The sequence below is a fragment of the Neobacillus oceani genome, assembly GCF_046237595.1.
In the GTDB taxonomy this organism is placed as follows: Bacteria; Bacillota; Bacilli; order Bacillales; family Cytobacillaceae; genus Bacillus_D; species Bacillus_D oceani.
Map to the genome: position 1 here is coordinate 2,870,190 of NZ_CP143543.1, position 13,403 is coordinate 2,883,592.

The window sequence follows — 13,403 nt, forward strand, 5'->3', positions numbered from 1 at the left end:
GACCAAGGCGCTTTCGCTTTTCGTGGGTCTCCACCTTGCCGCTGCATCCCGCAGGACACTGAATGGCATCCTCGAATTTGCCCACGCACGAAGAAAATGCGTAGCATTTTCGAGGAGTCGGTGCCCTACGCTCCAATCAACGCAGATAAAATCTAAACTGCCACTTATACAGCTCTCTTCTTTAAAAAAGAAAAACTGCCCTATTCCATTATAAGTTTAGATTCCCCATCCGTCACGGGTAAGAAATCCAACTAAAATGGACTAGGGCAATTTAATGCATGAATGGATGTATATCTGGAAACTTGGCTGTCAAAAATGTCTGATTTACGCTTTGCTTAAGGTTTTGGACTGCCTTGCCGCCTTAAGCGTATTAAAAAGAAGCATCGTAATTGTCATAGGGCCTACGCCTCCCGGAACAGGGGTCAAATAGGCTGCTTTTTCGGAAACTTCCGGATGGACATCGCCGCAAAGCTTTTCGTGTTCATCCCTATTGATTCCTACGTCAATGACTGTCGCGCCTTCTTTAATGTGATTTAACCTGATAAAGTTTGGTTTGCCGAGTGCCGCGACAAGGATATCCGCCTGCTTCGTATGGTACTCAAGATCCTTTGTTCTTGAATGGCAATATGTAACAGTCGCATTTTTATTTAGAAAAAGCTGTCCCGCCGGCTTGCCAACAATATTGCTCCTACCGACGATAACAACATGCCTGCCGGAAATTTCTATTCCCGTTTCCTCGAGCATAACCATGACCCCGTACGGAGTGCAAGGGAGGAAAGAATCTTGGCCTGTCATCATCCTGCCAATATTCAAAGGATGAAAACCATCAACGTCCTTTTCGGGAGTAATGGCTTCGATGACTTTCTTTTCTTCAATATGCGCAGGCAAAGGCAGCTGGACGAGAATACCATGAACATCCTCACGGTTATTTAGCTCATCAATTTTCCTTAATAGCTCATCCTGGCTCGTTTCTTCTGGCAATGCAATCAGAAAGGATTCGATTCCAACTTCCCTGCACGCCTTCTCCTTATTGTTGACATACGTCCTGGAAGCATGGTTGTTTCCTACAAGGACTACCGCAAGCCCAGGCATAATATTGTCTTCTCTCAGCGCCTTGACTTCGCGGGCGATTTCTTCCCTTTTTTTCTTTGCGATTTCTTTCCCGTCAATGACCTTTGCTACCATCCCGATTCCTCCTCAGTTTTGGATATGATTATCAAGCATCAAAGTTAAACCAATTCCTGTTTTACCTTTGATAGGACGCCGTTAATGAATTTGCTTGATTGATCGTCTCCATAAAGCTTGGCTATTTCGATAGCTTCATCCAATACTACATTGGCAGGCACTTCATCATGACAATATTTCAATTCATACACACCCAGCCTAAGCAGGTTCCTGTCAACAGCGGCAAGCCTTTCCATCGACCATTTTTCCAGATTCTTGCTGATTAATTCGTCAATGTCAGGCTTTTGCTCCACCGCTCCATTCACTAGCCTGGATAGGTATGGATCAGGGGCTTCCCCTTCAAGCACATGCTCGATTGCCGACGCCGGGTCAGCTTCGCTTACATCAATTTGAAAAAGCGCCTGAAGTGCCTTTTCTCTTGCTGTCCTTCTCTTCATTATACAATTAGCTCCTTTTTGAAAATAAGTCTTTTTGGACAATTTTCGCACATTTCCCCATGTATCAATTTACTAGGATACCCACAAAGAAATAATAGCATAATCCTATCAGGTGTGCAGTGCGGACGGGCAAAAAAAGGAACCAGAAGCAAGGATGCCCCGGTTCCCCCTTTTATATGTTCTCTGTAAAAATCCGCTTCATTCAACCAAATCGTTGCTTTCGCCTTTTTACATTTCCTGTTCGATTTCAGGCATTTCCTGCTTTTGGTTCTCAAACTGGATTCCAACAATATGGATATTGACTTCTTCCGCTTCAAGCGCGGTCATATTCAGCAGCGTCTGGCGGATATTGTCCTGCACTTTTTGCGCTACTGAAGGGATTGAAACACCAAATTTCATCATACAGAATACATCAACCTTGATTCCGGAATCCGTCAATTCAACTTTGATTCCTTTACCATGGTTCTTTTTGCCAAGGCGCTCAACGACCCCAGTGGCAAAATTGCCTCTCATTGAGGCCACACCTTCAACCTCGGATGCTGCAATTCCGGCGATTACTTCAATTACCTCGGGCGCAATTTCCACCTTGCCATGGCCGCCCATTCCTTCATTCATTTCCAAAACACCGTTTTCGTACATTCCAGACACCTCCAGGTAGATCTAGGATTTCATCACATCATACAACTCAAGGAACTTTGTATTGAATTCCCCGCCAACAAATTTCTCGTGATCAAGAAGCCTTAGATGGAAAGGAATCGTAGTATGGATGCCCTCGATGACGAACTCGGACAAAGCCCTTTTCATTCGGGCAATCGCCTCTTCGCGGGTGCTTCCATACGTGATGACTTTTGCTATCATTGAATCATAATAAGGGGGAATTGTATACCCCGGATACGCAGCGGAATCAACCCTTACTCCAATTCCGCCCGGAGGAAGATACATTTTTATTTTTCCAGCGGACGGCATAAAATTCTTTTCAGGATTTTCGGCATTGATCCGGCATTCGATGGACCAGCCCGTAAAAGTGACTTCTTCCTGGCTTATGCCCAGCTTTTCACCGGAAGCAACCTTGATTTGCTCTTTTATGAGATCGACTCCCGTTACCATTTCAGTGACCGGATGTTCAACTTGGATCCGCGTATTCATTTCCATGAAGTAAAATTTCCGATCCCGGTAATCATAAATAAATTCTACCGTACCTGCGCCTGTATAATCAACCGCTTTTGCAGCTTTAACGGCCGCACTTCCCATCTCCTCACGCATTTCTGAGTCGAGCGCTGGAGAAGGTGTCTCTTCAAGCAGCTTTTGAAGGCGCCGTTGGATAGAGCAGTCCCTTTCGCCAAGATGGATCGTGTTCCCGTGTGAATCTCCGAGGACCTGTATTTCAACATGGCGGAAGTCTTCTATGAACTTTTCAAGATAGACTCCCGGGTTGCCAAACGCGGTCATTGCTTCCTGCTGGGTGATATTGATCCCTTTAATGAGATCCTGTTCATCACGAGCGATCCGGATGCCTTTACCGCCGCCACCCGCTGTTGCCTTAATGATGACCGGATAACCGATTTGCCCGGCAATTTCAATCGCGTCATCCATATCCTTAATTATTCCAGCAGAACCTGGAACGATTGGCACTCCGGCTTCACGCATCGTTTCGCGGGCAACATCCTTCGTACCCATCTTGTGGATTGCTTCCGGGCTTGGACCGATAAAAATGATATTGCATTCACGACACAATTCCGCGAAAGCGGCATTTTCGGCAAGGAAACCGTAACCAGGGTGGATGGCGTCGCAGCCCGTAAGCTTTGCGACTGAGATGATGTTCGTAAAATTCAAGTAGCTTTCCTTTGATGAAGTAGGCCCAATGCAGTACGCTTCGTCTGCAAGTTGTACATGCAGGGATTCGCGGTCCGCCTCGGAATAAACGGCAACTGATTCGATGCCCATATCCCGGCATGCGCGCACAATCCTGACCGCGATTTCCCCCCTGTTTGCTATCAATACTTTCTTTATCATTCCGCTTATCGCTCCCCGGCCGTTTTTACTAGGAATAACGGCTGGCCGTACTCGACTAGCTGCCCGTCTTTCACGAGGATTTCAACAATCTCCCCGCTTACTTCCGCTTCAATTTCATTGAAAAGCTTCATCGCTTCGACAATGCATACAATTGAGTCTGGGCTTACTTTAGTACCAGGTTTCACATATGGATCGGCATCAGGCGATGGGGATTGGTAGAACGTTCCAACCATCGGTGAAACGATTTTATGCAGATTTTCCTCGTTGTGCTCAGCAGGGGTTTCCGCCGGCTGGGCAGGCGCCTGAGGAGCTGGTGCAGCAGTTTGGGCTTGGGCTTGAACGGCCGGAGCCGCCTGAATAGGAGCAGGAGCCGCCTGGACTAGCTGTACAGGCTGCTGCTGTACAGAAACTTCCTGGGCATGCTTTTTCATTTTGATTTTGGATCCTTCTGTTTCATAAACGAATTCATCAATGCTTGATTGGTCTATTAGTTTAATTATTTCACGAATCTCCTGTACTTTTAACACAGTTTTCAGCACTCCTTAGTAATTATGACTAGATATTAATACTATACGATAACACCTTGTAAAAATTCAATAATGAATCAAGCTTCAATACCCATCACTTTATTTTAATCGTTTTGACGCGAAAAATAAAATTAAGCCCTCTCTCATGGAGATTGGATTGCTTTTCAAAGTATACTTTACCCCCCTGCTTTTACGCAGGCATAAAGAAAAAGCCGTGTGTAGCCCGGCTTTTCCTCGCTATCTTTTATAAAATTTTTTCATTCCAAATCTTTTGGCGCGATGCTATTTCGCTGGCTTGAATTCCACTGATGGGACGGCCATTGAACCGATTTCTTTCCGTACTAGCTGGATGATTTCATTTGCCGCCTGTGCGGTATGGCCATTTTTCGATTTCACTGTCACCCGGACATTTCCTCCATCCGCCATGACGAGTGCATCCTCGTAGCCCATTGTTGATTTAAGGAGCGTTTCGAGAACCTCTTCTTTAAAGCCTATTTCCTTTAATTCTTCGATCTTTTCAAAATACTCGTTCCGCTTGCTTTCCGGCAGGTTGGTTGTCCCGACGAGCGTTTCGAGCTCTTCCTTCATTTCATTCCGCTGATCCGTCAGCTTCAGGCGCAATGTTTCAAAACCATCATCCGCGGAAGCTTCAGTTATTACTGTTTTCCCATCCGTTTCTTTGGAAGCGGCTTGCTGTTTCGCAGTCTTGCTTTCTTTTGATTTTTCCCCGACAGCGGTGAGGTTATTTTCCCCCTGTGGTTCTGAAGTAATATAATAAACCGATAAAACGATAACGAGGCTCAGCATCGTCAAAAGCCAAACGGTCTGTTTTTTCAAAAGCATCCTTATTTTTCCCCCTTAATTTTTTTTTGCCATCACCGCAACCCTGTGGCTTGGTACTCCGAGAGCCCTGGTGACCGCTTCAATGATCTGCTTTTTTACTTCTATGTTATCCGCACCCCTGGCAACGACAAGCACTCCCCGTATTTCCGGTTTTTTTGTTTCAATGACGATAGGTTCTTCTTTATCGCCATTGCGGATGATGACAAGCTGTTCGTCGACTGATGCATCCTCAACTTCCCTAGTACCGCCATCACGGTCACGCTCATTCGTCATTTGCCTTTTTGTAACGGTATTTTTTTCAAGAACCTTCGACTCCGTGGAATCCAGGTTGACCATTACGGTGGCTTCTCCCACCCCTAGCATGTCTTCAAGGGCTTCCTTCAGCTGCCTCTCATAAGCTTGTTCGTAATCGTTTGATGCTGATTTCCTTGCTTGTTTTTTTTGTCCGAAAGCGGCAACCTCCCCGCCGCTTTGTCCAGTGGCCGCTTCCAAAACTGCTTCATCTTCTTTGCCGCCCGGCATAAACAAGTTGCCAATCAGCATGAAGGCTGCGCCGATACAGAGGACCAGGGCCATATACTGGTACTTCGTTTTTTTTCCTGGAGGCTGTCCGTCAAACAGCCTGCTTTTCAGCCAATCAATCGGGCTTTGTTTATTTTTCACCACCCTCGTCATCCCCCTTCAATGGCAACCTCTATGGCACTTTCAGGGATTTCCCATTTCTCAGCTAAAAATGAGGCTACCGATTTCTCCAGTTCTTCTTCCCCGTAATCCCTGGCCGGGGAAGATGCGTTGATGACGACGGCCTCCACAACCTTGATATTACCCTTATCTTCTTCCGATTCGGACAGCTTTACCGCCACCTTTTCAATGGACCCCGTCAGTTCCTGCCCGTCCTTATTTATGGCATCAATCTCTACCCCGGCAAACCGGAAACCAAAGCGTTCCATCAACTCCTCCTCTGTGTCCTTTTTTAATTGGACAGCCATTTGTTCTAAAATATATGCTTGCTGGGACGCTTGTATTTCTTTTTTCTTCATTTCTATTAAATTTTTGCTATTTTCCACTCCACTCGCCGCCTGCAGCGCCGGCAGCGAGAGCATCGCATCTTCAAAATCGCCTGAAACAACCTTCAGCACCGGTCCGAGAATGACAGCTATTAATAGGAGGCCGGTCACCATTTTTGTGTATCTTTGCAGGGACGAATTTGGCAAAAGCATATCAATGACCGTCGCCAACAGAATGAACACTATGATATTCGTAACCCACTCTATTAAAAATCCCACGCCTCTTCCTCCCTTTATCTCATCATCATCGTTATATTTCCGGCCGCCACTATTACGGTGATGCAAAGGAAGAACATGAGGGATACAATCCCCAGGGAAGCAAATACATAGATGATGCATTTGCCGACCGTATCGAGGCAGGAAATGATCGGTCCTCCACCGAGAGGCTGCAAGATTGCGGCGGCAAATTTAAAGATGAACGCGATCATAAGGATTTTTATCGCGGGGAATGCCACGATAATGAGCAAGATCGCAACACCGGCAAGACCGACTGTGTTTTTTAAAAGAACGGAAGCTCCAATGACTGTATCGGCCGCATCGGTAAACGCCCTGCCAATGACCGGCACAAAATTTCCGGTTACAAATTTCGCGGTCCTAATCGCGATCCCGTCTGAAACCGCGGTCGATACTCCCTGGACAGACAGTACGCCGAGAAAGACAGTGAGAAAAATTCCGAGAAGCCCAATACTCCAATTCCTTAATAGACTTGCAAGCTGGCTCACTTTATACTGTTCGGACATTGTGCTAACGATGCTGAGCAATACCGATAGAAACAATAGCGGCAGGACGATATGCTCAATAAGCACCCCGCTCGTATTCATTAGAAAAAGGACGACCGGATGGAAGAAGGCTGCCGAGACAACCCCCCCGGACGAAGCGATCAGGCCAAGCAGGAGGGGAATCAGGGCCAGGATGAAAGATGTCATCGTCCTGATTGTTTCATTGGCAAATTGAATGACAATATGGAAACTGTTCAAGGCGAGAATGACAAGAACCATAAAAACAATTGAATATGCCACCTTGCTGATGGTGCTTTTTTCGAAAGAGTTTTGCAGGGATTGCAAAAACATACTGAAAACGGTCAGCAGAATAAGGGAGCCAAGGAGCTTCCCATTTGCGATGAATTCATGGAACGCAAATTTCAAAAATCCCTTTCCCCACTCTTTTGGTGAAAACTGTTTGTCCCCTTTCAAAAAATCATAAAAGCTTCCTTTCTGGCTTTCAGGCAGGAAACCTCCATATTTTTGTGACAGGCTGTCCCAAAAAGACATCAATTCCGACATATCCAAAGATTTAAGCTGGGCATCGGCCAGTTCATCGGGAAGCGGCGATTGTGTTTTTGGAGATGCGTGTGCTTCAGGCAAAAAGAAGATAAAAATGAGTAGGAGCGCTACTATAACCTGGCAAGTAACCTGCTTCATGTTTCCACCTCGGCAATACAGGGTATCCGGCTAATTTGGTATTAGCTTTATGATTGTTTCGATCAGGACAGTCAAAATGGGAATCGCCATCGCAAGGATAATGATCTTCCCTCCTAGTTCAATTTTTGATGCGATTGCCCCCTGCCCGGCATCCTTCGTAACCTGAGCGGCAAATTCAGCTATATAGGCGATTCCGATAATCTTCAGGATCGTCTCGACATACACAAGATTTACCTTTGCGTTCGCGGCAATCCGTTCAATCATCGCGATAATTTCATAGATTTTATCGACAAGGAATAGAAAAATCATGCATCCGGAAAACAGGACAAGGAGAAACGCGAAATTCGGTTTTTGCTCCTTTAGGATCATTGCCAGGAAGGTGGCGGTAAGCGAAATGCCGACGATTTTTATGATTTCAATTGGAAAGCCCCTCCCCTCTATTGGAACAAAAAGACTGATTTGATTTTTTGAAACAGGCCATCGACAATGACGGCTACCTGGAACAGGATATAAATGAAGCCGAACAATGTGACCCATTGGGCATATTCCTTTTTCCCCACCTGGTCAAGGACAGTATGCAAAAAGGCAACAACAATGCCCACCCCGGCGATTTTAAAAATGATATCCACTTCCAATCCCATTCCAATCCCCCCTAAATCAATACGATGATGAGCAGCAGTCCGGAAAGAAAACCTAGGCTTTTCAGCATTTTTTCATACTTCGACTGCCGATCCCGGGCTTCCGATTCTTCCCTTTCCAAATGGGTAAGCGTGAGCTGGATTTGTTTTTGCTGGGAAAAGCGGTCATGTCTTCCAAGCGTTTCTCCGAATTGAAACATGATTTCAAGCTCCCCTTCCTTTAGAGCCGTCATCTTCCAAACTTCCAGAAGGCTTGATTCCCAGGCATCCTTTACCGTGGTTTCCGTTCGTGTCAACTTTGAGCCGAATGACTCAAACAAAAATGACAAAGGCTTTGGAATCTGAGCGGAAAGTCGCCTCGCTGCCTCATGTAAAGGGGTATGGCCATACATGATTTCGGCTTCAAGCGATTGCAGCGCCGCTTTAAGTTGGCGAAGCTGTTTTGGCCGCTCGCTAAGGTGGCGGGAGAATTCAAAGCCCGTCCAAGTTGTTGCAGCCAGAATAAAAAGGGCTCCCAACAGTTTCACCATTTACATCACCTTCACTTTTCCGGCAAGCGGCTTGCCCGAACCATCAAGAATTTTGTTGATTGTACCCGGTCCATCTATCCGGCCAAGAACAATATATCTCTCAAAAACGCTAGGCCCAATTATTCCCTCCAATGTAGGCCTGTTTTTTATTTCCTCGAGCGAGCGGCCGTGGACTGTCGTAATGATTTTTATCCCTGAGTGGACAGCCTCCTGGATTGCTTCCGAGTCTTCCCGCCGGCCGATTTCATCCGCAATGATGACCTCGGGGCTCATTGACCTGATCAGCATCATGATCCCTTCCGCTTTCGGGCAGGCGTCAAGGACATCCACCCTGGTGCCGAAAGTGAGCTGGGGAACTCCGTTAACACATCCGGCAATTTCGGACCGTTCATCAACGATGCCAACCTTTCGCGGAGGCACTCCAAAATCGCTATTTCCGCTTGAGACGAGCCTTGCGATATCCCTCAATAGAGTGGTCTTTCCTGTTTGGGGAGGGCCAATAATCAGCGTGTGGGCCCAGCTTTCGTTCCTGTATATAAAGGGAACCAACACATCAGCAATTCCAACTTTTTCCCTTGCGATCCGGATATTGAACGACGAGACATCCCTGATGGCCCTCACTTTTCCTCCTTCAAGCACAACTTTACCCGCCAACCCGACCCTGTGGCCGCCCGCAATTGTGATATAGCCCCTCATCAACTCTTCATCCATTGCATAAATGGAATGCTGGCTGATTTTTTGTAAAAGCAGATCGGCATCCCCCTGGTTTGTTCTATACGGAAGGAACAAAGGAGCACCCCTGACCGTCACTTCAACAGGCCTATTGATCCTTATCCTGATTTCCTCGACCTTCCCTCTATCCGCGGAAGGGATGCCTTCGATTGCATTCGCGACTGCTTGCGGCAAAAAAGGCTTGATCCTATCCACTGGCATACACCTCCCCAAAGCTTGCACCATTGTTAAAATGTATGCCTGTACAGACCCGATATGACTTGTTTCGCTGATTTCAGATACAATGGTGGTACACAGGAAAGTCATTTTTTCACAAAAAATTCCGTATGCTTCTATTGGAGGGGAGGAATCAAAATGTCACTTGATACGCAAAGGCCAGCCACCGGGAAAATGATTAGCGTCAAGGGGGAGGGAATGGTAACCACGAGGCCCGATCTCGCAACAGTTGTTATCGGTGTTTCAACTGAGCAAAAGGACGTTGCGGCTGGCCAACAGCAAAATGCGCGCGACTCATCACGGGTTGTGAACGCCTTGTTGGGCCTCGGGATTCCAGCCGGGAATATCCGGACTTTCGATTACAGGATAGAATCCATGTATGATTTCAAAGAGGGAATGCAAATTTTTCGCGGATATAAAATTACCCATCTCCTTCAAGTGAAGATAACCGATTTGGAAAAGGCGGGGACGGTTATCGATACGGCTGTGAGGAATGGGGCCAATTATGTTTCGGACATCCAATTTACAGCTAGCAAACAGGAGGCCTATTACAAGGAAGCTCTTACACTCGCGGTCCAAAACGCATACGAGAAGGCGATAACCATAGGCATGGCGCTGGGCGTAAAATTAAACGCGGTTCCCGTTTCGGTCATAGAAGGAACCGACTTCCCTCGGCCCATTACCGAATACCATACGCCTATGGTCAAAGGTATTTCGACCACCCAAATCCAGCCTGGGAAACTTACAATTGAAGCAACTGTTATCTCCCAATACCGTTTTGATAGCTAACTAGACAAAGAAAAAGGATTAAGCCCCGAAGAGCTTAATCCTTTAATCATATTTGCTGACAAGATTATATAGTTCCATTTTGTTTATGGGACCCTGAATGTATTCGCGGATAACGCCTTCTTTATCAATTACGAACGATTCAGGCTGCTTAAGCACGCCATACATTTTTGAAACCTTGGAATTATAATCGAATAAATAAGTTGATGATCCTGCATCGTGCTTTTCAATAAACTTTTTCACACGGTCGCGGGTTTCGCCCCTGTCGATGATGAGCAGATTATACTTATCCCCATATTCCCTTGAAAAAGCTTCGAGTTCTGGAGCTTCGTCGACACAAGGAACACACCAGGTTGCAAAATAATTCATAACGACAACAGTTCCCTTATAGTCAGACAGGCTTTCCAATTTCCCATCAAGGTTCTCAAGTTCGAAATTGGGAGCCGGATCGCCTTGGCGTGGGATGTCCGCCCCATTCGCCATAGAGTTGTAAAAATAGCCAAACATCCCGATTGCCAGCAAGAGAATGGCCAGTCTAATGATCCGGTTTCTGGCCGGAGTTGACCTGGTTAGATCCTCAAGCTGGGCCTCTTCCGTTCTTCCCTTGATTTCTTCCTGCATCATGGCATTTCCTCCAAATCCAAATTGCCTGTATCCCTAAAATCACGATGTAACCCTCGGCGGTTTCCAGCCTCGTATAATCACCGATCCAGAATCTATTTATCGTGCAGTTTCAAAAACTCAATTTCCTTCTTAAGCTTGCTTTGGCGTCTACCTAAAACCAACAGGTACGAAAAAATCACAATCCAGGCTACCGAATAGGCCGCATACATGTATTCCATTTTGGTTTCCTCCTAATTTTCAATAGATTCCCTTAATTTTTCTTTGTACTGTGAAACTTTTATTTTCATATTTTCAAGGGTTACACCTTTATTCAGCAAAAACGCGTAGAAGAAGGTCAGGGCAGTAATGGTCGCAAGCAAAGCAACGAGCATCGTATCATCAATGCCTCCGCCCTTTTGGGAAGGCCCTTCACCGAAAACAATTGGATGGAACTTCGAATTCCACCAGCGGATGGCAAACCAGACAATCGGAACATCCGCAAAACCGATAATTCCGAATACAGCAGCCAGGCGGGCTTTTTTCTCCCATACACCATCCATTTGATGGATCATAATGTAAGCCATGTAAATGAACCAAAGAACGAGCGTCGTAGTTAGGCGCGGCTCCCAGGCCCACCACGTATTCCAAGATGATTTAGCCCAGATTGGACCAGTTGTCAGGACGATGGTTGTAAAAACAACCCCGATTTCCGCTGAGACGAATGCATACGTATCAAAAATTCGTTTCCTTTTAAACAAGTATAAAATGCTGAAAATAAACGTTACGAAAAAAGCGAGGAACCCTGTCCATGCAGATGCGACATGGAAGTAGAATATCTTTTGGACAGCTCCCATCGTAACTTCAATTTTGGCGTACATAAATATTAGATAGATTGAAGCGAGAACCGATGCGACGGTTGCACCGAACAGGATTTTGGGCATCACCGGATTTGCAATCGGGGCCACCCCTGATTGGGTGAGCGGCGGGTGTTGCTTTTCGAGATTTACGCTCATCTCCTATACCTCCAACACATAGTCTATTAACAAAAAGCAAAGGACAAAGAATATAACATCATAGGCTGCGATCAATTGGATCCACGCAATGGCAGTCGGCAGCTTTTCGATATTGGTAAGGATAATCTTTGTCGACTGGACCGCGCCGATAAGGATCGGGCTTGTTATCGGAAACAAGAGGAGCGGCAAAAGCATTTCGCTGCTCTTCGAATTCGCAGCCAACGCCGCAAGAAATGTCCCTATTGCTATAAAGCCAAAACTGCCTAAAAATAAGACAAGCATGAAATACGGGAAGCTTCCCATATATTTGAAATCAAAGAGAAGGAATAAAAACGGCAGTGAAACGAGTTCGACAATCAGGATCATTGCCAGATTGGCGAGCATTTTCCCAAGATAAATGCCTGATGCTTCAATCGGCGCGATGAGAAGCCCCTGCATCGTATCGTTTCTTTGTTCGGAGATAAACGATCTGTTAAGCCCGAGTATTCCGGAAAAAACGATGATGACCCAAATGGTCCCGGGAATGACCGCTTTTGTAAAATTGTTTTGCGGGTCGAAGGCTATGCTGAATATCAGGATGACAAGACCTGCAAAAATAAGCATCGTTGCAAGCACTTGCTTCGTTTTCAGTTCCGATTTCAATTCTTTTGCTGCTATTAAGAGGGCAGGCCTGAAAATATTCATGAAACTCCCTCCACTTGGTACAAATATTTCTCACTCAGTGTACCGAGATTTCGATCAAGCAGCTTAAAGTCCTCGGCTATTTTTCCGTTTTTGACGATGATAATTCTGTCGCAGAGTTCTGCCGCCTGCTTGAAATCGTGAGTGACCATTAGGGTGGTGGCACCTTTTTCTCTCATCTCAACAATGACATTGTTCAGAATGCCAATCGCGCCCTGGTCGAGTCCGGTGTGCGGCTCATCAAGCAAAAGGATGTCGGGTTCATGGATAATCGCGCGTGCAATCGCAATTCTTTGAATCATTCCCCTTGAAAAATTCTTGACCGGATCGTTCAGGAAGAATGATAATCCAACTTCCTTGACGAGCTGGATAGCCCTTTCTTCCACATTTTTCACCCCATAGATTTTCCCGAAAAAAACAAGGTTTTCAAGGGGGGAATAGTGTTCATAGAGCAGACTGGAGTGGGGGAGATACCCAAACAGCTTCTTGATTTCCCCCTGGTTCCTTTTCAGGTCGAGTCCGCCGACCTTTACTTCCCCTGATGACGGTTTAACAAGGGCCGCCAGCACTTTTAAAAGTGTGCTCTTTCCAGCACCGTTTGGACCGAGTATGCCAACTGTTTCCCCTTTACTTATAGAGAGGTCGATCCCCTTCAGGATCATCTTATTGTCTGCCTGCTTTGTCAGTTTTTTTATTTCTATCATACAGAGA

At 46.1% G+C, this 13,403-nt stretch carries 19 protein-coding genes; 1 reads left to right on the forward strand and 18 read right to left on the reverse strand.

Annotated features, from left to right (window positions below; all coding sequences use genetic code 11):
- Positions 1 to 324 precede the first annotated feature (324 nt).
- The 13 genes from folD to spoIIIAA all read right to left on the reverse strand — a co-directional run bounded on the left by folD (position 325) and on the right by spoIIIAA (position 9,588).
- On the reverse strand, positions 325 to 1,185 hold the full coding sequence (gene folD, locus V1499_RS14480) for a bifunctional methylenetetrahydrofolate dehydrogenase/methenyltetrahydrofolate cyclohydrolase FolD (RefSeq protein ID WP_409270601.1): 861 nt from the start codon (positions 1,183 to 1,185) through the stop codon (positions 325 to 327).
- Positions 1,186 to 1,229: 44 nt separating this feature from the next.
- Entirely contained in the window at positions 1,230 to 1,622 is a 393-nt protein-coding gene (gene nusB, locus V1499_RS14485; protein ID WP_409270602.1) for a transcription antitermination factor NusB, read from the reverse strand.
- Between the two features lie 228 nt (positions 1,623 to 1,850).
- Positions 1,851 to 2,261 (reverse strand): Asp23/Gls24 family envelope stress response protein, encoded by a 411-nt coding sequence (locus tag V1499_RS14490; RefSeq protein WP_316569665.1) that lies wholly within the window; start codon positions 2,259 to 2,261, stop codon positions 1,851 to 1,853.
- A gap of 21 nt (positions 2,262 to 2,282) precedes the next feature.
- Positions 2,283 to 3,635: an acetyl-CoA carboxylase biotin carboxylase subunit gene (gene accC / locus V1499_RS14495; protein ID WP_409270603.1), complete on the reverse strand. Its 1,353-nt coding sequence runs from the start codon at positions 3,633 to 3,635 to the stop codon at positions 2,283 to 2,285.
- Positions 3,636 to 3,640: 5 nt separating this feature from the next.
- A complete protein-coding gene (gene accB / locus V1499_RS14500) occupies positions 3,641 to 4,162 on the reverse strand; it encodes an acetyl-CoA carboxylase biotin carboxyl carrier protein (protein ID WP_409270604.1) in 522 nt (173 codons plus the stop codon).
- A gap of 282 nt (positions 4,163 to 4,444) precedes the next feature.
- Positions 4,445 to 5,005, reverse strand: a complete 561-nt coding sequence (locus tag V1499_RS14505; RefSeq protein ID WP_409270605.1) for a SpoIIIAH-like family protein — start codon at positions 5,003 to 5,005, stop codon at positions 4,445 to 4,447.
- A gap of 15 nt (positions 5,006 to 5,020) precedes the next feature.
- The gene (gene spoIIIAG / locus V1499_RS14510) at positions 5,021 to 5,680 is read right to left on the reverse strand and encodes a stage III sporulation protein AG (RefSeq protein ID WP_409270606.1); all 660 of its coding nucleotides are present in this window, start codon (positions 5,678 to 5,680) and stop codon (positions 5,021 to 5,023) included.
- Positions 5,677 to 6,291 carry a stage III sporulation protein AF gene (gene spoIIIAF, locus V1499_RS14515; RefSeq protein WP_409270607.1) on the reverse strand — a complete coding sequence of 205 codons (615 nt, stop codon included), beginning with the start codon at positions 6,289 to 6,291 and terminating at the stop codon, positions 5,677 to 5,679. Before spoIIIAF ends, spoIIIAG begins: the two co-directional genes overlap by 4 nt.
- 14 nt (positions 6,292 to 6,305) lie before the next feature.
- Complete coding sequence (gene spoIIIAE / locus V1499_RS14520; RefSeq protein WP_409270608.1) at positions 6,306 to 7,493, reverse strand: stage III sporulation protein AE; 1,188 nt, start codon at positions 7,491 to 7,493, stop codon at positions 6,306 to 6,308.
- A gap of 30 nt (positions 7,494 to 7,523) precedes the next feature.
- Entirely contained in the window at positions 7,524 to 7,913 is a 390-nt protein-coding gene (gene spoIIIAD, locus V1499_RS14525; protein ID WP_409276308.1) for a stage III sporulation protein AD, read from the reverse strand.
- A gap of 17 nt (positions 7,914 to 7,930) precedes the next feature.
- Positions 7,931 to 8,134: a stage III sporulation protein AC gene (spoIIIAC, locus tag V1499_RS14530; RefSeq protein ID WP_053367087.1), complete on the reverse strand. Its 204-nt coding sequence runs from the start codon at positions 8,132 to 8,134 to the stop codon at positions 7,931 to 7,933.
- An 11-nt stretch (positions 8,135 to 8,145) separates the two neighbouring features.
- The gene (gene spoIIIAB, locus V1499_RS14535) at positions 8,146 to 8,661 is read right to left on the reverse strand and encodes a stage III sporulation protein SpoIIIAB (RefSeq protein WP_409270609.1); all 516 of its coding nucleotides are present in this window, start codon (positions 8,659 to 8,661) and stop codon (positions 8,146 to 8,148) included.
- On the reverse strand, positions 8,662 to 9,588 hold the full coding sequence (spoIIIAA, locus tag V1499_RS14540) for a stage III sporulation protein AA (protein ID WP_409270610.1): 927 nt from the start codon (positions 9,586 to 9,588) through the stop codon (positions 8,662 to 8,664).
- Between the two features lie 159 nt (positions 9,589 to 9,747).
- Here spoIIIAA and V1499_RS14545 point away from each other — a divergent pair, with 159 nt between their 5' ends.
- Complete coding sequence (locus V1499_RS14545; protein ID WP_409270611.1) at positions 9,748 to 10,398, forward strand: SIMPL domain-containing protein; 651 nt, start codon at positions 9,748 to 9,750, stop codon at positions 10,396 to 10,398.
- Between the two features lie 42 nt (positions 10,399 to 10,440).
- On the opposite strand, the gene V1499_RS14550 is transcribed toward V1499_RS14545, so the two are convergent.
- From V1499_RS14550 to ccmA, 5 genes are all read right to left on the reverse strand, one after another.
- The gene (locus V1499_RS14550; protein ID WP_409270612.1) at positions 10,441 to 11,019 is read right to left on the reverse strand and encodes a TlpA family protein disulfide reductase; all 579 of its coding nucleotides are present in this window, start codon (positions 11,017 to 11,019) and stop codon (positions 10,441 to 10,443) included.
- A gap of 92 nt (positions 11,020 to 11,111) precedes the next feature.
- Complete coding sequence (locus tag V1499_RS14555) at positions 11,112 to 11,237, reverse strand: CcmD family protein (protein WP_409270613.1); 126 nt, start codon at positions 11,235 to 11,237, stop codon at positions 11,112 to 11,114.
- Between the two features lie 12 nt (positions 11,238 to 11,249).
- Positions 11,250 to 12,011: a cytochrome c biogenesis protein gene (locus tag V1499_RS14560; RefSeq protein ID WP_409270614.1), complete on the reverse strand. Its 762-nt coding sequence runs from the start codon at positions 12,009 to 12,011 to the stop codon at positions 11,250 to 11,252.
- A gap of 3 nt (positions 12,012 to 12,014) precedes the next feature.
- On the reverse strand, positions 12,015 to 12,695 hold the full coding sequence (locus tag V1499_RS14565) for a heme exporter protein CcmB (protein WP_409270615.1): 681 nt from the start codon (positions 12,693 to 12,695) through the stop codon (positions 12,015 to 12,017).
- Entirely contained in the window at positions 12,692 to 13,396 is a 705-nt protein-coding gene (ccmA, locus tag V1499_RS14570; protein WP_409270616.1) for a heme ABC exporter ATP-binding protein CcmA, read from the reverse strand. The genes V1499_RS14565 and ccmA overlap by 4 nt, the downstream gene beginning before the upstream one ends.
- Positions 13,397 to 13,403: the final 7 nt, after the last annotated feature.